General features: G+C 74.0%; 16 protein-coding genes and 1 riboswitch. Of the genes, 5 read left to right on the plus strand and 11 right to left on the minus strand.

Features of this window, described 5'->3' with window-relative positions:
* Positions 1-29: 29 nt before the first annotated feature.
* From ACFXPL_RS13565 to ACFXPL_RS13590, 6 genes are all read right to left on the minus strand, one after another.
* Positions 30-2,120 carry a hydantoinase/oxoprolinase family protein gene (locus tag ACFXPL_RS13565; protein WP_384917405.1) on the minus strand — a complete coding sequence of 697 codons (2,091 nt, stop codon included), beginning with the start codon at positions 2,118-2,120 and terminating at the stop codon, positions 30-32.
* A 2-nt stretch (positions 2,121-2,122) separates the two neighbouring features.
* A complete protein-coding gene (locus tag ACFXPL_RS13570) occupies positions 2,123-3,088 on the minus strand; it encodes an ABC transporter permease (protein ID WP_384917408.1) in 966 nt (321 codons plus the stop codon).
* Positions 3,081-3,959, minus strand: a complete 879-nt coding sequence (locus tag ACFXPL_RS13575; RefSeq protein WP_384917412.1) for an ABC transporter permease — start codon at positions 3,957-3,959, stop codon at positions 3,081-3,083. Before ACFXPL_RS13575 ends, ACFXPL_RS13570 begins: the two co-directional genes overlap by 8 nt.
* Positions 3,956-5,200, minus strand: a complete 1,245-nt coding sequence (locus tag ACFXPL_RS13580) for an ABC transporter ATP-binding protein (protein ID WP_384917416.1) — start codon at positions 5,198-5,200, stop codon at positions 3,956-3,958. The genes ACFXPL_RS13575 and ACFXPL_RS13580 overlap by 4 nt, the downstream gene beginning before the upstream one ends.
* Entirely contained in the window at positions 5,197-6,327 is a 1,131-nt protein-coding gene (locus ACFXPL_RS13585; protein WP_384917419.1) for a PotD/PotF family extracellular solute-binding protein, read from the minus strand. The genes ACFXPL_RS13580 and ACFXPL_RS13585 overlap by 4 nt, the downstream gene beginning before the upstream one ends.
* 177 nt (positions 6,328-6,504) lie before the next feature.
* Positions 6,505-6,627, minus strand: a riboswitch (SAM riboswitch).
* A 95-nt stretch (positions 6,628-6,722) separates the two neighbouring features.
* A complete protein-coding gene (locus tag ACFXPL_RS13590; RefSeq protein WP_384917421.1) occupies positions 6,723-6,851 on the minus strand; it encodes a hypothetical protein in 129 nt (42 codons plus the stop codon).
* Here ACFXPL_RS13590 and ACFXPL_RS13595 point away from each other — a divergent pair.
* Positions 6,850-9,297 (plus strand): beta-galactosidase, encoded by a 2,448-nt coding sequence (locus tag ACFXPL_RS13595; RefSeq protein ID WP_384917424.1) that lies wholly within the window; start codon positions 6,850-6,852, stop codon positions 9,295-9,297. The genes ACFXPL_RS13590 and ACFXPL_RS13595 overlap by 2 nt on opposite strands.
* Here ACFXPL_RS13595 and ACFXPL_RS13600 read toward each other — a convergent pair.
* Positions 9,282-10,628 carry a jacalin-like lectin gene (locus tag ACFXPL_RS13600; RefSeq protein WP_384917427.1) on the minus strand — a complete coding sequence of 449 codons (1,347 nt, stop codon included), beginning with the start codon at positions 10,626-10,628 and terminating at the stop codon, positions 9,282-9,284. The two genes, ACFXPL_RS13595 and ACFXPL_RS13600, sit on opposite strands and share 16 nt — an antisense overlap.
* 303 nt (positions 10,629-10,931) lie before the next feature.
* Here ACFXPL_RS13600 and ACFXPL_RS13605 point away from each other — a divergent pair, with 303 nt between their 5' ends.
* The gene (locus ACFXPL_RS13605) at positions 10,932-12,659 is read left to right on the plus strand and encodes a PHP domain-containing protein (RefSeq protein WP_384917430.1); all 1,728 of its coding nucleotides are present in this window, start codon (positions 10,932-10,934) and stop codon (positions 12,657-12,659) included.
* Positions 12,656-13,243 carry a hypothetical protein gene (locus ACFXPL_RS13610; protein ID WP_384917433.1) on the plus strand — a complete coding sequence of 196 codons (588 nt, stop codon included), beginning with the start codon at positions 12,656-12,658 and terminating at the stop codon, positions 13,241-13,243. Before ACFXPL_RS13605 ends, ACFXPL_RS13610 begins: the two co-directional genes overlap by 4 nt.
* A 248-nt stretch (positions 13,244-13,491) precedes the next feature.
* On the opposite strand, the gene ACFXPL_RS13615 is transcribed toward ACFXPL_RS13610, so the two are convergent.
* Positions 13,492-14,955: a nucleobase:cation symporter-2 family protein gene (locus tag ACFXPL_RS13615; protein ID WP_384917607.1), complete on the minus strand. Its 1,464-nt coding sequence runs from the start codon at positions 14,953-14,955 to the stop codon at positions 13,492-13,494.
* Between the two features lie 159 nt (positions 14,956-15,114).
* Positions 15,115-15,999: an alpha/beta fold hydrolase gene (locus ACFXPL_RS13620; protein WP_384917436.1), complete on the minus strand. Its 885-nt coding sequence runs from the start codon at positions 15,997-15,999 to the stop codon at positions 15,115-15,117.
* 135 nt (positions 16,000-16,134) lie between these two features.
* On the opposite strand from ACFXPL_RS13620, the gene ACFXPL_RS13625 reads away from it, so the two are divergent.
* Positions 16,135-19,533, plus strand: coding sequence for a BTAD domain-containing putative transcriptional regulator (locus ACFXPL_RS13625; RefSeq protein ID WP_384917439.1), 3,399 nt, complete (start codon positions 16,135-16,137; stop codon positions 19,531-19,533).
* 27 nt (positions 19,534-19,560) lie between these two features.
* Here the strand turns inward: ACFXPL_RS13625 and ACFXPL_RS13630 are convergent, their stop codons facing one another.
* Positions 19,561-20,742, minus strand: coding sequence for a PucR family transcriptional regulator (locus tag ACFXPL_RS13630; RefSeq protein WP_384917442.1), 1,182 nt, complete (start codon positions 20,740-20,742; stop codon positions 19,561-19,563).
* 190 nt (positions 20,743-20,932) lie between these two features.
* Here ACFXPL_RS13630 and ACFXPL_RS13635 point away from each other — a divergent pair, with 190 nt between their 5' ends.
* Positions 20,933-22,759 (plus strand): FAD-binding dehydrogenase, encoded by a 1,827-nt coding sequence (locus ACFXPL_RS13635; protein ID WP_384917445.1) that lies wholly within the window; start codon positions 20,933-20,935, stop codon positions 22,757-22,759.
* 102 nt (positions 22,760-22,861) lie between these two features.
* On the opposite strand, the gene ACFXPL_RS13640 is transcribed toward ACFXPL_RS13635, so the two are convergent.
* A complete protein-coding gene (locus ACFXPL_RS13640; protein WP_384917448.1) occupies positions 22,862-23,116 on the minus strand; it encodes a hypothetical protein in 255 nt (84 codons plus the stop codon).
* Positions 23,117-23,363: the final 247 nt, after the last annotated feature.

Below are 23,363 nucleotides of genomic sequence, written 5' to 3' on the forward strand. Positions count from 1 at the left end.
TTGCCTTGCCGTGGCGTGCTGTGCGGTGGTCACGAGTGCCGGAGCCGGAGGTTGCCCAGCGGGTCGACGGTGGCCGACCAGGCGGGTGGTACGAGCACGGTGGTGTCGTCCTGCTCGATCACGGCCGGTCCCGCGAGGGTGTGCCCGGTGCGCAGCGCGTCGCGCCGGTGGACGTCCGCGGTGACGCGCTCTCCGGCGAGCAGGACGGTGCGCCGGCCGACGGGCGCGGGCGGTGGGTCCCCGGCGGCGGCCTCGGCGGGGGTGGTGGCGAGGTCGGGGCCGGCGGCGCTGATGGCGAGCCGGGCGGTGCCGAGCCGGACGGCGGCGGTGGCGTCGCGGAAGCCGTAGAGCCGTTCGTGTTCCTGGTGGAACGCCTCGGTGAGGGTGGCCAGGGTCGGTTCGCCGGGCAGCTCCACCCGCAGTTCGTACGCCTGCCCGGTGTAGCTCATGTCGGCGGCCAGGGTGAGGGCGGGCGGCGCGGTTTCCGGGCCCTGTTCGGCGAGCCAGGTACGGGCGCGTTCCGCCAGCCCGGCGAGGATGTCGCGGAGCGTGGCGACGGTGGTGTCGTCGAGGTCGCGGCGCAGGCTGCGGGCGAAGTCGCGGCGCAGGTCGGCGCCGACCGCGCCGAGCGCGCAGAAGGTGGCGGCGGCGGGCGGGACGACGATCTCGCGGATGCCGACCTCCTCGGCGAGCACGGCCGCGTGGGTGGGGCCCGCGCCGCCGAACGGGACGAGGGTGAACTCGGCGGGGTCGAGGCCGCGTCCGGCGAGGGTCTTCTGGAGTTCGACGGCCATGCCCGCGGTGGCGACGCGCAGCGCGCCGTCGGCCGCCCGGTCCGCCGCCGCGCCGGGGTCGGCGGTGGCGAATCCGAGTTCGTCGCCGACCAGGCCGAGGGCGCGGGCGGCGGCGGGCGCGTCGAGGGTCATCCGGCCGCCGAGGAAGGTCGCGGGGTCGATGACGCCGGTGTGCAGGTAGCAGTCGGTGACGGTGGGGCGGGTGCCGCCGCGGCCGTAGGCGACGGGCCCGGGGTCGGCCCCGGCGCTCGACGGGCCGACCTTGAGGGCTCCGTACGTGTCGGCCCGTACGACCGAGCCGCCGCCCGCGCCGATGGCGTTGACCGCGACGACGGGCAGGATCAGCGGGAGTCCGCCGATGGTGGTGTGGGTGGCGAACTCCGGTTCGCCGTCCACGGCGACGGCGATGTCGCTGCTGGTGCCGCCCATGTCGAAGGTGACGAGCCGGCTGATCCCGGCGGCGCGGCCGAGCCGGGTCGCGGCGGTGACACCGGCGGCCGGTCCCGACAGGACGGTCTCGATGGGGCGTTCGGCGGCGGAACGCAGGCTGAGCGAACCGCCGTTGGAGGCGGCGATGTAGACGGGGGCGGTGACACCGAGGCCGTCGAGGAGCGCTTCGAGCCGGTCGAAGTAGCGGCGCATCAGCGGCTGGATGTACACGTTGAGGCAGGTGACGAGGGCGCGTTCGAACTCGCGGACCTCGGGCCAGATCGCGGCCGACGAGGTGAGCGGCAGTTCGGGGACGAGCGCGGCGAGCCGCCGGGTGACCTCCGCCTCGAAGGCGGGGTCGGTGTGGCCGTGCAGTACGAGTACGGCGACGGCCTCCGCGTCCGTGGCACGCAGTTCCTCGGCGACCCGGGCCAGTTCACGGTCGTCCGGGGTGCGTACGGGGCGGCCGTCCGGGCCGAGCCGGGCGGGGATCTCGACGATCCGGTCCCGGGGGACGAGGGGTTCCTCCTTGGCGGCGTGCAGGTCGAAGGAGGACGGCATCCGGCTGCGGCCGATCTCCAGGATGTCGCGGTAGCCCTCGGTGACGACCAGGGCGATCCGGGCGCCGCGGCGCTGGATGATCGCGTTCAGCCCGATGGTGGTGCCGTGGGTGATGGCGGCGAGATCGGTGGGGCGCAGGCCGGCCCGGTCGAGGACGGCGGCGAGCCCGTCGGCGACGGCGCGCGCTGGATCGCCGGGGGTGCTGGGTTCCTTGTGGTGGAGGGGAGCGCTCCGGTCGCCGGGCACGGCGAGGACGAAGTCGGTGAACGTGCCGCCCACATCGATCCCGACGCGGGCGCGCGGGCGCGGGGCTGCGGCGGTGGGGTCAGCGGGCACGGTCAGAGCACCTCCGAGAAGTTGGTGAACCGGTCGACGGCCACCAGGACGAGCACGCTGACGAGCATCAGGAGCGTGGAGACGGCGGCCACCGACGGGTCGAGCTGGAACTGGACGGCCGAGAAGATACGGACCGGCACGGTGGTGGTGTTGGAGCCGGAGACGAGCGCGGAGACCGCGACCTCGCCGAGCGAGGTGACGGCGGCGAAGACCGCTCCGGCGAGGATGCCGGGGCGCAGCAGCGGCAGGGTGACGGTGAGGAAGGTACGGGCCCGTCCGGCGCCGAGCGTGGCCGCCGCGCGTTCCAGGGTCGGGTCGAGCGCCTGGGCGCTGACCATCACCGTACGGATGACGAAGGGCAGGGCGACCAGGGAGTGCGCCAGCCAGAGCCCGGGGAGGGTGTTGACCAGTCCGAGGCCCTGGAAGTAGTAGAGCAGGCCGAGGCCGATGATGATCTCGGGGACCATCAGCGGGGCGAGGGCGAGCCCGGAGAGCAGGCCGCGGCCGGGGAAGTCGCCGCGGACCAGGCCGTACGCGGCGAGCGTGCCGATCGTCACGGTGGTGAGGACGACGAGCAGCACCAGGACCCCGCTGAGCCGGAAGGAGACCAGCCAGTCCGGGGAGGACAGGACCTCGGAGTACCAGCGCAGGGAGAGTCCGCTGGGCGGGAAGCTCAGGGAGCTGGTGGAGTTGAGGGAGGCGAGCGCCAGGACGGCGAGCGGTGCCAGCAGGAAGAGGAAGACGGCGACGGCGGGCAGCGCGGCGGCGGTCCGCCCGGCGCGGCGCAGCAGGGCGGAGCCCCGGCCGGCGCCGTTCCGCGACGGTGGGCCGGCCTTCGCGGACGGTCCGGCTTTCGCGGGCGCGCCGGTCTTCGTGAGCGTGCCGGTGTCCGCGGACCGGTCGGCGGTGGCGGACCGGTCGGCGGTGGCGGGGTGGTCGGGCGTACGGTCGACGGCCGGGTCAGCCATGGAGTCTCCGTTCCCAGAAGCGGAATCCGGTGCCGAGGGCGGAGACGCCCACCAGGGTCAGCAGGAGCAGCGTGAGACTGAGCGCCGCCGCCACCGGGTAGTCGAAGACGCTGGTGATCTGGCTGTAGACGCGCAGCCCGGCGAGCGGCTGGTTGGCGCCGCCGACCAGCAGCGGGGTGATGTAGATGCCCATGGCCAGCGGGAAGACGACGGTGGCACCCACCGCGATGCCGGGCAGGCTGAGCGGCAGCGTGACCTTCCAGAAGGTGCGCACGGGCCCGGCGCCCAGGCTCCGCGAGGCGCGGGCCAGGTTGTCGTCGATGCCGCCCAGCGCCGTCGTCAGCGGCAGGATCGCGAACGGCAGCAGGACATGGGTGACCGAGACGATGACCACGAGGTAGCTGGTCAGCAGGGTCGCGGGCTGGTCCAGGATGCCGAGGCCGACGAGGATCCGGTTCACCGCGCCGTTGGCGGAGAAGAGCACGACCCAGCCGTAGCTGCGGACGACCACGCTGGTGAGCAGCGGGGAGACGACCGCGACGAACAGCAGGGTGCGCACCACTCCCTTGCGGGCGCGGGCGAGCGCGTACGCGGCGGGGAAGCCGAGCAGCACGCACAGGACGGTGACCAGCAGCGAGGTGAGCAGGCTCTGCCACAGGGACTCGGAGAAGAACGCCTCGGTGAAGACCCTGCGGTACTGCGTGAGCGAGAAGCCGTCGAGCGGATAGCCGTTGGCGTCCGAGGGGTGGAAGCTGAGCGCGAGGACCCGTACGAGCGGGATCACGAACAGGGCCAGCAGGAAGACCACGACCGGCGTGACGGGCAGCAGCCCGCGCAGCCGGCGCGGCGCGCGGGCGGCGGGCGCGCTCATCCGGGCGTCGCCTCCTTCGGGGTGGCGTCCCCGCCGGCCGGGGTGGCGTCCCCGGTGGCGGTGGCCGCGTCCCCGGCGCCCGGGGTGACGTCCCCGGCGCCCGCCTCGGCCGCTCCCCCGGCCCCGCCGGCCTGTCCGGGCCCGAGGACGATGACGTCGGCGGCGGCCCAGCCGAAGGTGACGCGCGCGCCGACGGCCGGGGGTTCCTCGGCCGTCCTGGCGTTGACCGCGACGCCCTCGGCGACGACGATCTGTGCCTGCCACGCCTCACCGGTGAACGCCCGGTAGCCGACGATCCCCGAGCCGCGCCCGGCCTTGACCGGAGCACCGGATCCGTCGGCGCCGGCGGCCTCGGCCGCGCGGACCGTGACGCGTTCCGGCCGTACGGCGAGGGTGACCGTCTCCCCGTCGGGCAGCGTGGCCAGGCCGGAGTCCAGCCGTGCCCCGCCCAGGTGGAGCGTCCCGTCGGAGGCGCCGGTGCCCTCCAGGATGTTGGCCGCGCCGATGAACTCGGCGACGAAGCGGGTCGCGGGCGTCCGGTACACCTCGGTGGGCGTGCCGAGCTGTTCGACCCGGCCGCCGTTCATCACGGCGATCCGGTCCGAGAGCGACATCGCCTCTTCCTGGTCGTGCGTGACGAAGACCATGGTGATGCCGAGACGCTGCTGGAGCTCCCGCAGCTCCACCCGCATCTCGCGGCGCAGCTTGGCGTCGAGGTTGGACAGCGGCTCGTCGAGCAGCAGCACCGCGGGCCGGGTGGCCAGCGCGCGGGCCACGGCGACCCGCTGCTGCTGGCCGCCCGAGAGCTGCTTCGGCCGGCGGTCCGCGTAGGCCTCCAGGCCGACGAGGCGCAGCGCCTCGGCGACGCGTTCGTCCCGCTCGGCGCGCTCGGTGCGGCGCACCTTGAGTCCGTACGCGACATTGCCGGCGACGGTCATGTGCGGGAAGAGCGCGTAGTTCTGGAAGACCAGCCCGAGCCCCCGGCGGTGCGTGGGGACGTCGGTGAGGTCCGTGCCGTCCAGGGTGATCCGGCCCGCGGTGGGGCGGACGAATCCGGCCAGGCTGTTGAGGAGGGTCGTCTTGCCGCAGCCGCTGGGGCCGAGGACGGACAGGAACTCGCCGCGCCGGATGGAGAGCCGGTCGACGTCGAGGATGCGCTGCCCCTCGTACCCGGCGGCCAGGCCCTCGATGTCGATGTGCGCGGCGGTCCCGCCGCCCTCGTCGTTCCGCTGCCCGGTCACTTGAAGATCTGATTCCACCGCTGCTGCCATTCGTTCAGCTTGGGGGTCGCCGTCTTGTAGTCGACCCAGGTGAAGGTCTTGTAGACGTCCTCGCCGTACTTGACCTTCGCCTTGAAGCCGGGGCTGTAGTCGATGGTGTCGTTGCCCGCGCCGTAGAAGGTGCCCTCGGCGAAGGGCTTCTGGTGCTGGGCGGCGCTGAGGTAGTCCAGGAACTTGTACGCGGCCTCGGTGTGGGCGCTGCCCTTGGGTACGTAGTACGAGGTCAGCGCGCCGACGGCGCCGGAGGTGGGGTAGCTGAAGCCGATCGGCTGCCCCTCCTGGGCCATGGCGAAGGCGCGGCCGTCCCAGAAGGGCACGATCCAGGCGTCGCCGTTCTGGAGGACGGTGGAGACGCTGCCCGCGTCCGCCGGGTACGCCGAGACGCAGCCCTTGAGCGCGGCGAGCTTGTCGAACGCCTTGTCGACGTCGGCGGGGTCGGAGAGCTTGCCGCCGTCCTGGGAGACCAGTGCGGAGAAGAACTCCAGGCCCGCGTTGTAGGTGAGCGGGGGCAGCGCGACATGGCCGCAGTACTTCTTGTCGAAGATGTCGGTCCAGTCGCGGGGCGCCTGCTTGATCTTGTCGGTGCGGTACAGCAGCCCGTTGGAGCCGGTGGTCAGCGGTACGCCGTAGGAGGAGCCCTCGACCGTGGACTGCCGGGTGAGTACCGGGTCGAGCTGCTTCCAGTTCTTCAGGTCGCCGGTCTTGAGCGGCTGGAGGAGACCGCCGCCGACGGCCTGGTGCAGGGAGCCGGGGGTGAGGGCGACGACGTCGAACGGCGCGTCCTTGCCGCCCGCGGCGCGCAGCTTGGTGAGCCAGGCGGAGTCGGCGCCGTAGACGAGGTTCACCTTGATGCCGGTGTCCTTCTCGAACGGTGCGACGAAGGACTTCTTGAAGAGCTCACCCCAGGGGCCGGCGAACGCGGTGACGGTGATCTGCTCCCCCTTGGAGCCCGCCCCTCCGCCGCCGGCACCGCCGGATCCGCCGCCGGTGTCGACACCGCACCCGGCGACGGCGGCGAGGACGGTGGCCGCCGAGGCGAGGGCCAGCAGGGGGCGTCGCCCGCGTGGGCGTGGCAGGGCAGCTCTCATGAGGGGAGGACTCCTCGGTGCGGGGTGACGGCGTACGGCGCGCCGGCCCATGGGTGATGGTTCGCCGGCCGCTCGTCGAGCGGGGGCCGCTGGGCGGGGCACCGTGACGACGTGCCCTGAGGCATCACGTCCACTGTCATCTCGTGCTCCCGTCACAGGTACTGGACCTGGGTGACAGGTCCGCGCTTGCTCCCGGCACATCGGTGTGCCCGTGGAGCCGTGTCATCACCCGGGGCACCCCACCGCAGAAAGGAGGGTTGCCGCCCAGCAAGCCGGGGCTTGTCGCTGGGACTCGTGACATCGAGAAACGTAACACCCCGTGGCAGCGATCTGAAGACGAGGTGGATCACATGAACATCACACCTGGATCACAGGACAGGTGGACCGGGAAAGACCTATACCGGCCAGAAGTGCCGCTCGCCCGGTCCCGCACCGGCCCGGGAGCACTCCTTGACACGGTCCGGGGCCGTGTCGACCATGAAGCGGTCTTCCCAGCCGTCGCCGAAGCGGGAGCCGTCCGTCATGTTGTCGCTGCACGCCCGTGACCTGCACACTTCCCCGCCCGGACCGTCGGGGCACCTGTCGATGGGCAGCCGCGACGGTGTCCGTGTCCCCCTGACCCCGGACAGCCGCAGGATCCTGCGGGGCGGGATCCCCTGGCTTCCCGTGATGGCGGAATTCCACTTCAGCCGTTACCCGGCCGCCGAGTGGCGCGAGGAGCTGCTGAAGATCCGGGCCGGCGGGGTCGACACCGTGGCCACGTACCTCTTCTGGAACCAGCACGAGGAGAGCCGCGGGACCTTCCGTTTCGACGGCGGTCTCGATCTGCGCCGCTTCGTCCTGCTCTGCGGCGGGCTCGGCCTGTCCGTCGCCGTACGCGTCGGCCCCTGGTCGCACGGCGAGTGCCGGGGCGGCGGCTTCCCGGACTGGCTCGACGGCTCCGGCTGCGTCCCGCGCACGGACGATCCGGCCTATCTGTCGCTCGTGGAGCGGTACTTCGCCCGGATCGGCCGGGAGCTGCGCGGCCTCTCGTACGACGAGGGCGGCCCCGTCGTCGCCGTACAGATCGAGAACGAGCTGTACGACGCGCCCGCGCACCTCGCGACGCTGCGCCGCCTCGCGGAGGCCGCGGGCATCGCCGCCCCCTTGTGGACCGCCACGGGGTGGGACGCCGCCGACCTTCCGCGCGATCTCCTGCTGCCGGTGTACGGCGGCTACCCGGAGGCGTTCTGGGCGGAGGCGCACGACGGGTGGGCGCGGGAGATGCGCCGGCACTACTTCTTCACCCCGGTCAGGGACGATCCCACCATCGGCGCCGATCTTCGCTCCGCGACGCGGGCGAGCCACGGGGTGCCGGACGACCGGCGCTACCCGTACCTCACCTGTGAACTCGGCTCCGGAATGGCCGTCGCGTACCACCGGCGGCCCCTGGTGCGGACCGCGGACATCTCCGCGCTGGCGCTGGCCAAGCTCGGCAGCGGCTCGGTCTGGCAGGGGTACTACCTGTACCACGGCTGCTCGCAGCGGCTGGATCTCGACCTGCCCAACCAGGAGTCCCACGCCACCGGTTACCTCAACGACCTGCCCTCGGTCAGCTACGACTTCCAGGCGCCGCTGGGCGAGTTCGGGCAGGTGCGCCCCTCGTACCACGCGCTGCGCGCGCAGCATCTGCTGATCCAGGACTCCGGGGCGCGGCTCGCGGACATGCCGCTGCGGCTGCCCGACGCGCCGCCGGACGGCCTCGACGACCGGTCGACGCTGCGCTGGGCGGTGCGCTCCAGCAGTGGTGAGGGGTTCCTCTTCGTCAACAACCACCAGCCCCACGAGCCGCTCCCCGATCACCGCGGGGTCCGCTTCCGCGTCGAACTCGACGGCGGTACGCGGCAGGTGCCGGCCACGCCGGTGACCGTGCCGAGCGGCGCGCACTTCGTCTGGGCCCTCGGGTACGAGGCGGGGCCCGGCGTACGGCTCGACTGGGTGAGCGCCCAACCGCTGACCCGGCTGGTCGTCGACGGGGTGCCGACCGCGGTGTTCGCCGCCACGGCGGGAATCGCCGCGCAGCTCTCCCTGCCGCCGGGGTCCGTGGTGTCGGGTCCGGCCGCGGTCGCCGCGCACGACGGCCGGACGGTGGTGGAGATACCCGCGCCGGGGACGGACGCGGTGGTGACGGTCGCCGGGTCCGAGGGTCCGGTCCGGCTGCTCTTCCTCACCGAGGAGCAGGGGCGCCGGCTCCAGCGGGTGCGGATCTGGGGCGCGGAGCGGCTGGTGCTCTGCGCGGACGCCGTCCTGGCCGACGGCGGCGAACTGCGCGTCCCCACCGAGGCGGAGACGGTCTCCCTCTCCCTGGCGCCCGCGCCCGCCGCCGGCCTCCACGCGGCGGGAGACCGTGCGGGCGCCTCCGGTACGACTGGGCTCTCCGGGCCCCGGGCCGACGGCGTCTTCACCACCTGGACGGCGTCGGTGGCGGCCGGGGCGGGGGCCGGAACGGCCGGCGTCGAGCGCGTACGCGCCGAGGCCGTGGCGCCGCCCGCCCGCGACGGCGGCCCGCACCACCGCGCCTCGGCGCCGGTGGACGCCGACTACGCGGAGGCGGCGGTCCACCGGATCGCCGTCCCCCGCGCGGTGTTCGACGAGGGCGGAGAGGTGCTGCTGCGGCTCACGTACACCGGCGACGTGGCCCGCGCCTACATCGGCGGCCGGCTCGTCGCCGACCACTTCTGGTACGGCCCGGCGTGGGACATCGGTCTGCGCCGTCATGCCGAGGCGGCCGTCGAGCACGGTGTCGAGATCCGGGTGCTGCCCCTGGGGCGCGCGGACGGGGTGTACGTCGACGCGTCGGTACGGGACGGCCTGGCGGCGGCCAGGACCCGGGCGTCGGTGGACTCCGCGTCGTTCGTCCCGGTCCGCCGGGTCCGGCTGCGTACGGCGGAGGACCAGGCCGCCCCGAACCCCGGCTACTTGGGCGCGTAGACGACGCCGAGCTTGTCGATCCCGTCCCCGGAGCGGCCGGTGAAGCCGACGATCCGCCACCCCGCCGGCGCCGTGCGGGTCACCGTGTCGGCGGTGGCGGTACCGGCGGCGAGGGTGCGGCCCTGGTCCGTGGTGAACGCGGCGGAGAAGATCCGCGTACGGCCGTCCTTCTGGCCCTGGGTCAGCTTGACCGAGGTGAGGTGTTCGCCCGCGGCCAGGGTGAGGGAGGACGCGGTGCCGCCCGTGCCGCCGTGGCTCAGCACCGTACCGCCGTCGAGGGTGAGGGCGAGGGCGTCGAGCCGGGCTCCGCCGCGCAGGGTGAGCGTCCGGGGCGCGGGGGTGGCCGGAAGGGCGGGGGCGTCGTTGAACGCGGTGCCGTGCGGGCCGCCGAAGAAGTCGGAGGCGCGGCGGTTCGCGGGCTGCGACCAGGCGAGGTCGACGGCGTGCGGGTAGTGGTCGGAGAGGTGCTTGCCCGCGCCGTCGAGGAACCCGCGCCACTCGTTGGTGTAGGTGGTGGCGTCGAGGCCGGCCAGCGGGCCGCCGCGGTAGAGGACCTTGTCGACGACCTCGCAGGTGTTCGTGGGCGCGGCGGTGTCGCAGACCAGCGCATCACTGCCGGGGGCCGGGGCGGAGCCGCCGCGTACCAGCTTCACCCAGGCGTCGGTGAGGCCGTTCTCCGAGACGAGGGTGCGGATGTTGTCGCCGGTGCGGGTGTAACGGGTGTTGGTGTCACCCATGACGACGACGGCGTTGCCCGCGCTGTACGTCCGGATGAAGGACGAGAGCTGGACGATGTTGGCGCGCCGGGCGGCCAGCGCGGCGTCCGTGGTGTCGGCGTTGGTGTGGACGTTGTACAGGTCGACGAACACGCCCTCGGCGAGCCGGACCCGGGCGAGCGAGAAGCCCTTGGGGGTGAGGCAGTCGGTGCCGGTGCAGTCGTTCCAGCGGACGCGCTCGAAGTCCTCGAAGGGGTGGTCGGAGAGGGTGTTGAGGCCGTCGCCGAAGGCGGCGCCGCCGCTGGTGGCGGTGCGGTACGGGTGCGTGTCGTGGGCGTACAGCGAGGCGTGGTAGTTGAAGTCCTCCTGGACGTTGACGACGGCGTACGGGCCGAGGCGCTGCCCGATGAGCGGGGTGTTGGTCTCGGGGTCGCCCTGACCGAGTCCGAGCGGAAGTCCGGCGATGTTGTACGTGAGGACCTTGAGCGTGCCGGAGCCGGCCGCCGGGGCGGCCGGGGCCGCGACGGCCGGAGTGGCCGGGGTGACGGCGAGGCCGGTGAACGCCAGCGCGCCGGCGGCGAGGACGCCGATCAGTCTCCGTAGAGGGGTTCGCATGTGGGGCCTTTCCTGGGGGGTGAGAAAGGTGCGGGGGTGGGTGCGGAGTGCCGGGGGTTCGAGGGTGCGAGGTGTCGAAGGCGCTCGGTGGCAAAGGTGCGGGAACGGTACTGCGGAGGGTCATCATGTACGGTCAAGTCGCCTGACGCACAAGGGCAGTTGCCGATCCGGGTCTCCGGAGCGGCGGGGCGCGTCATCCTGCCGTGCGGCAGCCGCCCACTGATCACCCGTGGATCGCCCACTGTTCATGTTTCACCCGGAACCTCTCTGTCACAACGGCAACAACCGGACACAGGAGTCTCCATGGGACACGGGCACCACCACCCTCACTCGCACGCGCACTCCCACGCGCACGACACGAACACGTCGTTGCCGCCCGCGCTCGACACCTCGGTGCCCGACGACGCCCTCACCCCCGACCAGCTCTCCCGCCGCTCGATGCTCCGCAGGACGGGGCTGCTGGGCGCCGGGCTCGCGGCGGCCGGTGTGGCGGGCGGCGTGGCGGGCGGCTCCCCCGCGTACGCCACCGGCGGCCAGGGCGGATCGAGTGCCCCCCGTACGGCGCGCAGAGGCGGCTTCCTGTGGCTGGCCGGTGACCACCACATCCACACGCAGTACAGCAGCGACGGCAAGTACCGGGTCGTCGACCAGGTGCGGCAGGGCGCCAGGAACGGCCTGGACTGGATGGTCATCACCGACCACGGCTCGGAGACGCACGCCAAGATCGGTGTGGAGAAGGTCAACCCGGACATCAGGGAGGCCCGTGCCGCGTACGACGACACGCTGGTCTTCCAGGGTCTGGAGTGGAACATCCCGGCCGCCGAGCACGGCACGGTCTTCGTCCACCCGGGCCGCGACGAGGTCGCGGTCCTCAAGGAGTTCGAGACCTCCTTCGACGGCTCGGTGCGCGGCGCCGGCGACTCCACACCGGCCAACGAGGCGCTGGCCATCGCCGGTCTCTCGTTCCTCTCCGATCAGGTGAAGCGCCGCAAGGTGCAGGACGCCCTGATGCTCGCCAACCACCCGTCGCGCAAGGGCATCGACTCGCCGCACGAGATCCGCGCCTGGCGCGACGCGACGCCCCGGGACCGCCAGATCGCCGTCGGGTTCGAGGGCGCGCCGGGCCACCAGGCCGCGGGGATCGCGGCGCCGACCGGTATGGGCCGCGCGCGGGGGCTGTACGACGGCAGTCCGGGCGCGGGCTCCTTCGCCGGCTACCCGCTGGAGAGCTACCGCACCTGGGGCGGGTTCGACTGGATGACCGCCACGGTGGGCGGTCTGTGGGACAGCCTGCTCGCCGAGGGCAGGCCGTGGTGGATCACCGCCAACTCCGACTCGCACAACGTGTACGCGGACACGGCGAAGCGCGGCGGCCCCGACTCCGACTTCACGGCCAACGGCAAGCACACCGACCCGGTCTACCGGGGCGGGCTCGACCTGACCGAGGGCGACTTCTGGCCGGGCCAGTACAGCCGTACGCACGTGGGCTCCGACGGCTTCTCGTACGCGGCGGTCATGGACGGCATCCGCGCCGGGCGCGTCTGGGTCGACCACGGCGGACTGATCAGCGGGCTCGACGCCCGGGTCGCGGGCGGCGGGCGCTGGGCCACGTTGGGCGGCGCCCTGCACGTACGGCGCGGTACGCAGGTGACGCTGACGGTCGACATCGCGCTCGCGGGCGGCGCGAACTGGGCGCAGTTCGTGCCGAAGCTGGCCCGGGTGGACGTGATCCAGGGCGATGTGACGGGCGAGGTCAAGGACAAGGACACGTTCACCGCGCCGACCGCCAAGGTCGTCTCGTCGTACGACGTCGACAAGTCGACGGGTACGGTCCGGGTCAGCTACTCGCTGGGCCGGGTGGACCGGCCGCTCTACGTCCGGCTGCGCGGTACGGACGGCAACCGTTCCGCCGTCGGCGCGCGGGGTGCCGCCGTCGACCCGGCGGGGCCCGCGCTCGATGTGGTCGGTGACGCCGACCCGTGGCGCGACCTCTGGTTCTACTCGAACCCGATCTGGGTGCTGCCCGCATGACAGCGGCGACGGTGATCGGTGTCGACGCGGCCACGGCCGGTCTGAGCGACGCCGATCACCTGGCCCGGGCGCTCGCCGGTGAACTGGCCCTGCCGGACGCCGCGTCGGTCGGTACGCACGTGGTGCGCGCCGGGCGGCCGCGTCTGGCGCTCTCGCTCTCCCTGCCGGACGCGGCCACGGCCGCCGAGGTGTGGCGGGCGCTGACCGGCCGCGCGGAGCCGGGACCGGTCGGGCTCGCTTTCGGCGAGCGGCGCCACGGCCCGGCCGAGCTGTCCGAGGGGGCGGCGCACGCGGTGGCCGAGCGGACGGAGCGCGGCGCGGGCCGGGCGGTGCTCTTCCCCGGAGCTGACGCGCTCACCGGGACGGTGGGCGTGGGCGAACTGCTCGCGGCGTCCGCCGTGGACGAGGTGGCGCTGCTCGGTACGGCCGGGCCGGTGGACGGTGCGCGCCGGATCATGACACGGGACCACCTCAGGCCCGAGTGGCGGGAGGGGCGGCTGGTGCTGACGGTGATGGAGGCGGCGGGCGGGGTCCTGGTGCCCTTCGAGGTACCGGACCCGACCCCCTGCTGCGCCGACCACTGAGCGACGCCCGGCAGTCCGGCGGGCGGGCGCGGGGAGCTCTCTCCCCGCGCCCGAGGGGGCTCTCCCGCGCCCGTCCCAGTCCGTCCGGTACAGGCCGGTGAGCGGTTCGATCGCGGCCCGTGTGGCGGGGTGCGGCGCGTCCCGCCACCGGGCGAGGCGTACGGCGACGGGTTCGGCGTCGTGGACCGGGCGGTAGACGACGCCGGGGCACGGGTACTGCTCCCCCGGCCGCGCCGGCGCCCGTACCGTCAGGGGGACGTCCGCCGGTCCGAGTGGCGGCGGGCGGCGCCTCGGAGGCTCCCGGGCGCGGTGCCGGCGGCTTCGGGTGGCGTCCGCGCGCCCGCCCCCTCCCGGTCCACTCCGGAGGCCCGGTCAGCCCCGTCGGGCCCGTTGGCCCCGGTGTCCTCTCCCTCGGGTACGGGCCCGGTCCCGTCCGGGGTGCCCTTGGTGCCGGTGTGGTGGAAGAGCAGGTTGAGGAGGAACGCCGTGAGCGTGGCGCTGGTGATGGCGCTGCCGGCGATGATCTGGAACCAGTTCGGGAAGGCGTGGTAGATCGTCGGGGCCGCGACCGGGAGCATGCCGACGCCGATGGACACGGCCACGATCAGCAGGTTGTCCGTACCGTCGAACGAGACCTTCCGCAGGGTGTTGATGCCCACGGCCGTGACGGTGGCGAACATGACCAGCCCCGCCGCGCCGACCACCGGGCCCGGCAGGGAGGCGACGACCTCGCCGAGCTTGGGGACGAGGCCCAGCAGGATCAGGAGGGCTCCGGCGACGGCGGCGACGTAACGGCTGCGGACCCTGGTCATGCCGACCAGCCCCACGTTCTGCGCGAAGACGGTGTCCAGGAAGCCGTTCATGACCCCGCCGAGCACACCGGACACGCCGTCGGCGGCCAGTCCCCTGGCCAGGTCGCGGGAGGTGAGCGGGCGGCCCGTCATCCCACCGACGGCGAGCATGTCGGCGGTCGACTCGGTGAACGTCACCAGCATCACCACGCACATCGAGATGACGGCCGCGACCGGGAACTCCGGGGCGCCGAAGTGGAAGGGCGCGGCCACCCCGAACCAGTCGGCGTCCCCGACGGTGGAGAAGTCGGTCAGGCCCATGAGTACCGCGACGGCCGTGCCGCCGACCAGGCCGAGCAGCACGCCCAACTGGGCGAGGAAGCCCCGGCCGAAGCGGCCGACCAGCACGATGAACAGGACGATCCCGCCCGCCAGCGCGAGATGGCCCGGCGCGGCGTAGTCCGGGGCCGCCGGGTCCTGGCCCGCTATCAGGCCGGCGGCGACACCGATCAGCGAGAGCCCTATGACGGTGATGACGGAGCCGCTGACCAGGGGCGGGAAGAACCGTACGGCGCGGGCGAAGGGCACGGCGACCAGCAGGCCGAAGACCCCCGCGGCGATCATCGACCCGTACACGGCCCGCATGCCGTACTCGCCCGCGATCAGGATCATCGGGGTGACGGCGGTGAACGTGGCGCCCGCGACGACCGGCAGGCGTACGCCGAGGATCCGGCCGACGCCGAGCGCCTGGAGCAGCGTGATCACTCCGGCCACCAGCAGATCGGCGTTGATCAGCAGCCCGATGGTGGACGTGTCGAGCTTCGCCGCCGCGCCGAAGACCAGCGGCACGGTCACGCAGCCCGTGTACATGACCAGCACGTGCTGGAGCCCGAGCAGCCCGAGGCGGCCGGGCGGCGGCATCCGGTCGACGGGATGCGGGGACGGAACGGTTCCCTGGGACACGGGTGCCTCCGGCGGTGAGAGGGGGCGGACGGGGAGCGAATCAACTTTCTGTTGAATTCGTTTCCCGCGCATTGCCCCCTCCCTACGGCGCTGTTGCGCGCGTCCGCTCCCCGGCGGCTACCTGGCCAGGAGGGCGCGCAGCGCCTTGACGACCTCGGCCGGGGCCTCCTCGGCCATGAAGTGGCCCAGGGAGACGGAGGAGTGGTCCAGGTCGGGGGCCCACGCCTCCCAGAGCGCGGCGGCGTCGAAGCCGAGGGCCGAGCCCCAGTCCTGCTGGAGGACGGTCACCGGCATACGCAGCCGGTTCCCGGCCTCGCGGTCGGCCAGGTCGTGCGCGACGTCGACGGCGGCCGAGGCCCGGTAGTCGGCGACGATGGAGACGACGGCCTCGCGGGACGCCTTCAGATAGGCGGCGCGAACGGGGGCGGGGATCGCCTCCGGGTCCCGGGCCCAGATGTCCAGGAAGTGGCCGAAGAAGGCGTCCGGGGCGGCGCCGATCAACTCTTCGGGCAGGCCGGGGGGCTGGGCCATCAGATAGAGGTGGAAGCCGACGGCGGCTGAGGTGCCGTGCAGGACGTCCCACATGTCCAGCGTCGGCAGGACGTCCAGCGAGGCGAGGTGGGTGACCGCCTCGGGGTGGTCGAGACCGGCCCGTACGGCGACCAGGGCGCCCCGGTCGTGGCCGGCCAGGGCGAAGCGCTCGTGGCCGAGCGCACGGGCGAGGGCGACGATGTCGGCGGCCATCGTGCGCTTGGAGTAGGTCTGCCCGTCGGTGTCGGCGGGCTTGTCGCTGTCGCCGTAGCCCCGCAGGTCGGGGCAGATGACGGTGTGATCGGCGGCCAGGTCGGCGGCGACGTGCCGCCACATGAGATGGGTCTGGGGGAAGCCGTGCAGCAGTACGACGGGGCTTCCTGAGCCGCCCACGGCGACGTTGAGCCGGACGCCCTCGGCGACGGTGACGCGCCGCTCGTCGAATCCGCTGATCCTGGGCCTGGGTTCCATGGTGCGAGTCCTTCGTACGGGGTGGATGTGTACGGGTCCTGCTGTGCTCCGGGAACAGCCTGCGGGGCGGCGATCAGCAACCGGTCAGCAACAGCTGACCAGGGCTTACCGGCGGTGGCCCGCTACATTGGCGGGATGACCAGCGAGGCGGCCGGACCGGAGGTGACCTTCGGTGTGCTGGGCCCGCTGGAGGCGTCGGACCGGCGCGGGCCGCTCGCCCTTAAGGGGCCGAGGCACCGGGCGGTGCTGGCCCGGCTGCTGATCGCGCGGGGCCGGGTCGTCCCCGTGGCCCGGCTGGCCGAAGACCTGTGGGAACGGCCCCCGGACGGCGCGGCCGGGGCGATCCAGACGTTCGTCTCCGCGCTGCGCCGCGCCCTGGAGCCCGACCGGCCGCCCCGCGCCCCCGCACGGCTGCTGGTGACGGTCTCCCCCGGCTACGCGTTGCGCGCGGCTCCGGACGCGGTGGACGCCTGGCGGTTCGAGGCGGCGACGGGCGCGGCCGGTCCGCTGCTGGCGGCGGGGCGGGCCGGGGAGGCGCTGACCCGTCTGGACCGGGCGCTGGCGCTCTGGCACGGTCCCGCGTACGCGCAGTTCACGGACGAGGGATGGGCGCACGGGGAGATCACCCGCCTGGACGGGCTGCGGCTGCTGGCCGTGGAGCGGCGCGCTCAGGCGCTGCTGGAGCTGGGGCGGGCCGCGGAGGCGGTACCGGATCTGGCGGCCCACGCCGGGGCCCATCCGCTGCGCGAGGACGCCTGGCGGCTGTGGGCGCTGGCGCTGTACCGGTCGGGCCGGCAGGGCGACGCCCTCGCCGTGCTGCGCCGGGCCGGGCGGACGGTGGCCGGAGAGCTGGGCGTGGACCCCGGCCCCGGGCTGCGCGAGCTGGAGGCCGGCATCCTCGCCCAGGACCCCCGTCTCCTGGGGCCTCCCGTCAAACCCCTGGCGCCCGGCGGGCCCGAGGCGGCAGAGGGCGCCCCGCGTGGAGGGAGAGCGCGGGCCGCGGCGGCGCCGTACGGGCGGCCGTTCGTGGGGCGCGCCGGGGAGCTGGCCCTGCTGGAGGGGGCCGCCGCCATGGCCGTACGGCGCGGCGAGCTCGCCCTGGCGCTGGTCTCCGGCGATCCGGGCGCGGGGAAGACCGCGCTCGCCGAGGCGCTGACCGACGCGCTGAGGGCGCGGGGGTGGACCGCCGCGTGGGGCCGCTGCCCGGAACACGACGGGGCGCCGGGCGGCTGGCCGTGGACGCAGATCGTGACGGCCCTGGCCGCCTCGGGAGCCGGGCCCCCGCCGGACGCCGCCACGCGGGACGTCGCCGACGCCTCCGCACAGGACGTCGCCGGTCCGCGGAGCGCGCCGCCCGCGGACCGGGCCGCCGCCCGCTTCCGCGCGCACCGGGCGGCCGTCTCGTACCTGGGCACGGTGGCGGACCGCGGTCCCGTACTGCTGGTCCTCGACGATCTGCACCGGGCGGGTGAGGAGACCCTGGATCTGCTGTCCGCCCTGGTCACGGAGTCCGTCGCGGGCCCTGTCCTGCTCGTCGGCACCTACCGGGCCACGGAGATCTCCCCCGGCCTGACCGACGCGCTCGCCGGGTTCGCCCGTACGGAACCCGTCCGCGTGTACGTGGGCGGGCTGCCCGAGGCGGCCACGGACGCCCTCGTCCGTACCCTCGTCCGGCGGGACCTGGACGCGCCGACCGCGCGGGGCATCCACCGGCGCAGCGGCGGCAACCCCTTCTTCGTCCGGGAACTGGCGCGGCTGGTCGACGCCGAGGGGAGCGCGGCGCTGGACGCCGTCCCCGCCGGGGTGCGGGACGTCATCCGCCACCGGCTGGCGCGGCTGCCGGGGCCGGCGCGGACGGTGCTGCGGCAGGCGGCGGTGGCCGGCCGGGACGTCGGCGTGGAGGTGCTGCTCACCCTGGGGACGGACGAGGACGTGGTGCTCGACGCGCTGGAGTCCGCGCTGGCCGCGGGCTTCCTCACCGAACAGGGGCCGGGGCGGCTGCGGTTCGCCCACGCGCTGGTGCGCGACACGCTGTACGACGACGTCTCCGGGCCGCGCAGGGCGCGTTGGCACGCGGCGGTCGCCGAGGCGGTCGAGCGCCTGCACCCCGATGACGTCGCCTCCCTCGCCCATCACTTCGGCCACGCCGGGAGCCGGGCCACGGCGGACAAGGCAGCCCGCTACGCGCGGGCGGCTGCCGTGCGGGCCGAGCGGGCGTTCGCCCCGCACGAGGCGCTGCGGCTGTGGCGGCAGGCCGTCGCCGCCCATGACCGGGGCGCCGGGGACGACGTACGCGGCCGTCTGGAGGCGGTCATGGGGATGGTGCGCGCGCTGGCCGTGACCGGGGACCTGGAGGCCGCGCGGGCGCACCGGGCGGAGGCGGTCGCCACGGCCGGGGCGCTGGGTGATCCGGTGCTCACCGCCGAGGTGGTCGGCGCCTTCGACGTGCCCGCGATCTGGACCCGCAACGACGACGCGGAGTTGTCGGGGCGGATCGCCGCGACGATCGAGCGCACCCTGGCCGCGCTGCCCGGGGACCGGACGGCGCGGCGCGTGCGGCTGTTGGGCACGCTCGCCCAGGAGCTGCGGGGTACGCCCGCCGACCGGGGGCCCGGGGCGGCGCGGGAGGCGGAGGCCCTCGCGCGCCGGCTGGGCGACCCGGCGCTGCTCGGCCTCGCCCTCAACGGGCGCTTCCTGCACGCCTTCCAGCGGGCGGGTCTGGCGCCCGAGCGCGCCGGTATCGGCACGGAACTCGTCGAACTGGCCGTCCGGCACCGGCTGGTGACCTTCGAGGTGCTGGGCCGTCTGATCCTCGTCCAGGCCCGCTCCGCGCTCGCCGACCTCGCCGGGGCCGACGGGCACGCGGACGCCGTCGACCGGCTCGCGGAGCGGTACGGCATCCCTCTCGTGGGCGTGTTCACCCGGTGGTACGCCGCTCTGCGGCCGGCCGTCGCGGGGCGGCGGGAGGAGGCGGAGGCCGCGTACCGCGCGGGCGGCCGGGCGCTGGCCGGCAGCGGTATGCCGGGCATGGCGGAGGGCCTGCTCCCGCTCGCGCTGCTGTGTCTGCGCCTCCAGGCGGACGAGCCGGCGCGGGTGGACGAGGACGCGCGGTGGGGCCCGTACACGCCCTGGGTGCGTCCGCTGGCCCTGCTCGCCGCGGGACGCCGCGGCGCGGCCGGGACCGCGGTGCGCGCCGTCCCCGAGTCACCCGCCGATCTGCTCCTCGAAGCCCGGCTGTGTCTGCTCGCCCGGGCCGCCGTCGGGGTCGGGGACCGGCCGGTGATGTGGCGTACGTACGACCGGCTGCTGCCCGCCGAGGGCGAGTTGGCGGGTGCGGGGAGCGGGCTGCTCTGTCTCGGCCCGGTGGCGCGGCACCTCGGTGACCTCGCTCTCGCGTGCGGGGAGCGCGAGCGGGCGGCGGACCACTACCGGCGGGCGCTGGCGGTCGCGCGGAAGGCCGGGGCGCCGCACTGGGCCGGGGCCGCCCAAGAGGCGCTGGACTCTCTCGGCCGGCTTTCCCACGGGCGTACGTGAGCCCTGCGGAACGGGCGCGGGTGAGCCCTACAGGGCGTCCGGGCGCGGGTCCAGCCAGGTGGTCAGCGCCCACCACCAGTGCAGGGTGGCCAACGGGCCGGGCGGGCCGTCGTGACGGGGTCCGGTCAGCGGCTCCCCCGTGATCTGCTGGAGCCTGCCGAGCCGGTAGCGGACGGTGTTGGGGTGGGTGAACAGGGTCGCGGCCGTCTGGTCGAGCCGCCGCCCGTGGTCGAGGAACGTCAGTGCCGTGAGGGCGAGTTGGCGGTGGAAGTCGTCCGAGGGGTCGAGGGATCCCAGCAGCCCGCGGGTCAGGTACGCGCCGAGGAGCGGCTGGTCCAACAGGGCGATCTCGGCGGCGAAGTCGGTGAGTCCGTACACGCCGCGCCACCCGCGCCGGCCGCCGATCTCCAGGGCGCGGGCACAGAGCCGGTGCACCGGGCGCAGGGCGTCCAGGGGGACGGCCGGCGAGACCACGACGAGGGCGCCCGCCGGGATCTCCTCGGCGCGCGGTGGCCGGGGGCAGAGCCCCACCAGGCGCCCGTCGACCAGCGCGAAGTCGCCGCACGGGGAGGCGGACCGGGAGCCGGTCCGTGGGGCGAGCAGCCGGGTGCGCGCGGGGCCCGTGGCCTCGGCGACGAGGCAGTGGCGCGCGCGGTCCGGCCGGATGCCGGCCCGCGCCAGTTCCTCGGCGGACGGCGGCGGACCGCCCCCGAGCAGTTGTCTCAGCAGTCGCGCCCGGACCCCGCCCGGCGTGTGCGGTACGCGCTGTTCGGCGGTGCGGTAACCGTGGACCACATGGCGCTCGACGGCGTCGCCGTACTCCTTGAGCAGCAGGACCGCCGAGAGCAGCAGGCCGTCGGGGACCCCGGCGGCCCTGCTGCGGTCGACGGCGATCTCCACCGCGCGGGTGAGGGCTGCCTGCACGCCGCGCAGGACGGCGGTCACCGGCACGCTCTGGCCCGCCCGGTCGGCGCCGAGCAGCAGGGCGGCGGCGAAGCTCTGCTCCTCGACCCGGTCGAGGGTGGCGAACCACTGGCCGGCGGCGGTGACCAGGGCGGACACATGCCGGCGGTTCTCCGCCTCGGCGAGCTCGGCCACTTCGGGCGAACGGGTACGTGCCGCGTGGACGAGTTCGCCGCACACGGCCGGGTCGACGGCCATGGCCCGCAGGATCTCGGTGACCGGCTCGCGCTGGTGGGTGACCGTCATGAGCCTCGCCCTTCTCCGTCGGAGCTGTGTCGAGGAGCACTGTCGCCGGGCCACAACGACGGGGCGGACGCGTTGGCACCCGGCTACTACCGCACTTCTGTGGCGACCTGATTATCTGTGGGCTACCGCACGGTAACAGCAGGGTCATCGTGGCAACACCTCCCCCGCGTCCCCTTTCGGAAGGCCCCCCATGGAGAAGCCGGAGAAGTCGGAGAGCACGGAGAATCCGGAGAGGCCCGCGGACCCGGCCGCGTTCAGCCGCCGTCGCGCGCTGACGGTGGCGGGCGGGGTGATCGCCGGCGCGGCGGCCTTCTCCGGGACCCTGCCGGCCTTCGCGTCCTCGGCCGCGTCCTCGGACGCGGACGCGATCGTCGTCGGCGGCGGTCTGGCGGGGCTGGTCGCGACGGCGGAACTGGCCGCGGCCGGGCGGAAGGTGCTCCTCCTCGACCAGGAACCCGAGTCCAATCTGGGCGGGCAGGCGTTCTGGTCGTTCGGCGGCCTCTTCTTCGTGGACTCCGACGAGCAGCGGCTCATGGGGGTCAAGGACTCCCATGAACTGGCCTGGCAGGACTGGCTGGGCACGGCCGGCTTCGACCGGGGGGTGACCGATCCGCGCGGCCAGGATCACTGGGCGCGCCAGTGGGCCGAGGCGTACGTGGACTTCGCCGGCGGGGAGAAGCGGTCCTGGCTGTACGGGCTGGGCGTGCGCTGGTTCCCCATCGTCGGCTGGGCCGAGCGCGGCGGCGGTCTGGCGGACGGGCACGGCAATTCGGTGCCCCGTTTCCATGTCACCTGGGGGACGGGACCGGCGGTGGTCGAGCCGTTCGAGAAGAAGGTGCGGGCCGCGGTCGCCTCCGGCCTGGTGACGTTCAAGTTCCGGCACCGGGTCGACGAGCTGGTGCGGACCGGCGGCGCCGTCACCGGTGTACGCGGAGCGGTCCTGGAGCCCAGCTCGGCCGCCCGCGGCAAGGCCACCTCCCGGACCGTCGTCGGTGACTTCGAGCTCCGCGCCCCGGTGGTGATCGTCACCTCCGGCGGGATCGGCGCCAACCACGATCTCGTACGGCAGAACTGGCCCGCCCGCCTCGGCACCCCGCCCAAGAACATGATCACCGGTGTGCCCGCCTATGTGGACGGCCGGATGCTCGCCATCACCGAGAAGGCCGGCGGACGGATCGTCAACCCCGACCGGATGTGGCACTACACCGAGGGCCTGCGGAACTACGACCCGATCTGGCCGGACCACGGCATCCGTATCCTGCCGGGCCCCTCGTCGCTGTGGTTCGACGCGACCGGCAAACGCTTCTCGGCCCCGGACTTCCCCGGGTACGACACCCTGAACACCCTGAGGTCGATCACCGCGAGCGGCCACGACCACTCCTGGTTCGTGACGACGCAGAAGATCCTGGCGAAGGAGTTCGCCCTGTCGGGCTCGGAGCAGAACCCGGACCTGACGAACAAGGACATACTGAAGCTCCTCTCGCGCATCTGGCAGAGCCCCGAGCCGATCGAGAAGTTCAAGAAGAACGGGGTCGACTTCGTCGTCGCCACGACCCTGCCCGAACTGGTCGCCGGTATGAACCGGCTGACCGGGACCAGCCTCATCGACCTGGCCGACCTGAAGAGCCAGATCGACGCCCGGGACCGCGAGATCGAGAACCCGTACACCAAGGACGCCCAGGTGATGGGGATCCGCAACGCCCTCGCCTACCCCGGGGACACCCTCAGCCGTACCGCCTCCGCGCACCGGATCACGGACGCGAGCGCGGGCCCGCTGATCGCCGTGCGGCTCAACATCCTCACCCGCAAGACCCTCGGGGGGCTCCAGACCGACCTCTCGGGCCGGGTGCTGAACGCGTCCGGCACTCCGGTCCCCGGTCTGTACGCGGCCGGCGAGGTGTCCGGGTTCGGCGGGGGCGGGGTGCACGGATACCGGTCCCTGGAGGGCACGTTCCTCGGCGGCTGCCTGTTCTCCGGCCGTCAGGCGGGCCGCGCCGCGGCGGCGGCCACCGCGTAGCCCGCGCGCCCCGCCGCCCATCCGCCCCGTTCCGCGGACCTCCACGAGGCCCGCGGAACGGGGCGGCCGTTCGTGGAACCCACGCCGCGGGGACGCGCCGTTTCAGGGGCGCACGGTGCAGAGGGCCAGCAGGCAGACATTGGCGCCCTGGGTATTGCTCGGTCCGGTCGACCCGCCCGTTCCGGCGGCGCCGACGGTGCAGCGGGACAGCAGACAGAAATTGGCCCCCTGAACGCCACGGTAGGCGTTCGACAAGGGGGTGGTCGCCGCGGCCTGTTTCCGTTCGGGCGCGGGAACGGGAGCCGCCGCGGCGACGCCCGCCGATATCAGCAGAATCGCTCCCGCGGTCGCGGTCACGATTCCCCGGCGCAGGATCGAATGGGGAGTACGCAAAGGTTCTCCAAGTGTCGTACGGAACAGCCTTCTCAGCCTGACGTTCGTTGCCGGTGAGGGATCGGATCGGCTCACCGGGAAGATGTGACCCAGCTCTCCTCGCGAGATTCGCGAACGCCTGAGCAGCCGTCATGTGGGGTGGATCACAGCGGCAATCCGTCGCCGCCGTGTCTCCGAACACATTCCCGTCAGCATCTTTCGGGCGGCGACG

The sequence above is a fragment of the Streptomyces sp. NPDC059092 genome (genome assembly GCF_042756365.1).
In the GTDB taxonomy this organism is placed as follows: Bacteria; Actinomycetota; Actinomycetes; order Streptomycetales; family Streptomycetaceae; genus Streptomyces.

Excerpts from the sequence above, each read along its gene's own strand:
- ACFXPL_RS13610 (WP_384917433.1), top strand. The coding sequence starts at position 12,656 with ATGACAGCGGCGACGGTGATCGGTGTCGACGCGGCCACGGCCGGTCTG.
- ACFXPL_RS13630 (WP_384917442.1), bottom strand. The coding sequence starts at position 20,742 with ATGACGGTCACCCACCAGCGCGAGCCGGTCACCGAGATCCTGCGGGCC.
- ACFXPL_RS13615 (WP_384917607.1), bottom strand. The coding sequence starts at position 14,955 with ATGCCGCCGCCCGGCCGCCTCGGGCTGCTCGGGCTCCAGCACGTGCTG.
- ACFXPL_RS13635 (WP_384917445.1), top strand. The coding sequence starts at position 20,933 with ATGGAGAAGCCGGAGAAGTCGGAGAGCACGGAGAATCCGGAGAGGCCC.
- ACFXPL_RS13590 (WP_384917421.1), bottom strand. The coding sequence starts at position 6,851 with ATGACGGACGGCTCCCGCTTCGGCGACGGCTGGGAAGACCGCTTCATG.
- ACFXPL_RS13600 (WP_384917427.1), bottom strand. The coding sequence starts at position 10,628 with ATGCGAACCCCTCTACGGAGACTGATCGGCGTCCTCGCCGCCGGCGCG.
- ACFXPL_RS13570 (WP_384917408.1), bottom strand. The coding sequence starts at position 3,088 with ATGGCTGACCCGGCCGTCGACCGTACGCCCGACCACCCCGCCACCGCC.
- ACFXPL_RS13595 (WP_384917424.1), top strand. The coding sequence starts at position 6,850 with ATGTTGTCGCTGCACGCCCGTGACCTGCACACTTCCCCGCCCGGACCG.
- ACFXPL_RS13620 (WP_384917436.1), bottom strand. The coding sequence starts at position 15,999 with ATGGAACCCAGGCCCAGGATCAGCGGATTCGACGAGCGGCGCGTCACC.
- ACFXPL_RS13575 (WP_384917412.1), bottom strand. The coding sequence starts at position 3,959 with ATGAGCGCGCCCGCCGCCCGCGCGCCGCGCCGGCTGCGCGGGCTGCTG.
- ACFXPL_RS13605 (WP_384917430.1), top strand. The coding sequence starts at position 10,932 with ATGGGACACGGGCACCACCACCCTCACTCGCACGCGCACTCCCACGCG.
- ACFXPL_RS13625 (WP_384917439.1), top strand. The coding sequence starts at position 16,135 with ATGACCAGCGAGGCGGCCGGACCGGAGGTGACCTTCGGTGTGCTGGGC.
- ACFXPL_RS13585 (WP_384917419.1), bottom strand. The coding sequence starts at position 6,327 with ATGAGAGCTGCCCTGCCACGCCCACGCGGGCGACGCCCCCTGCTGGCC.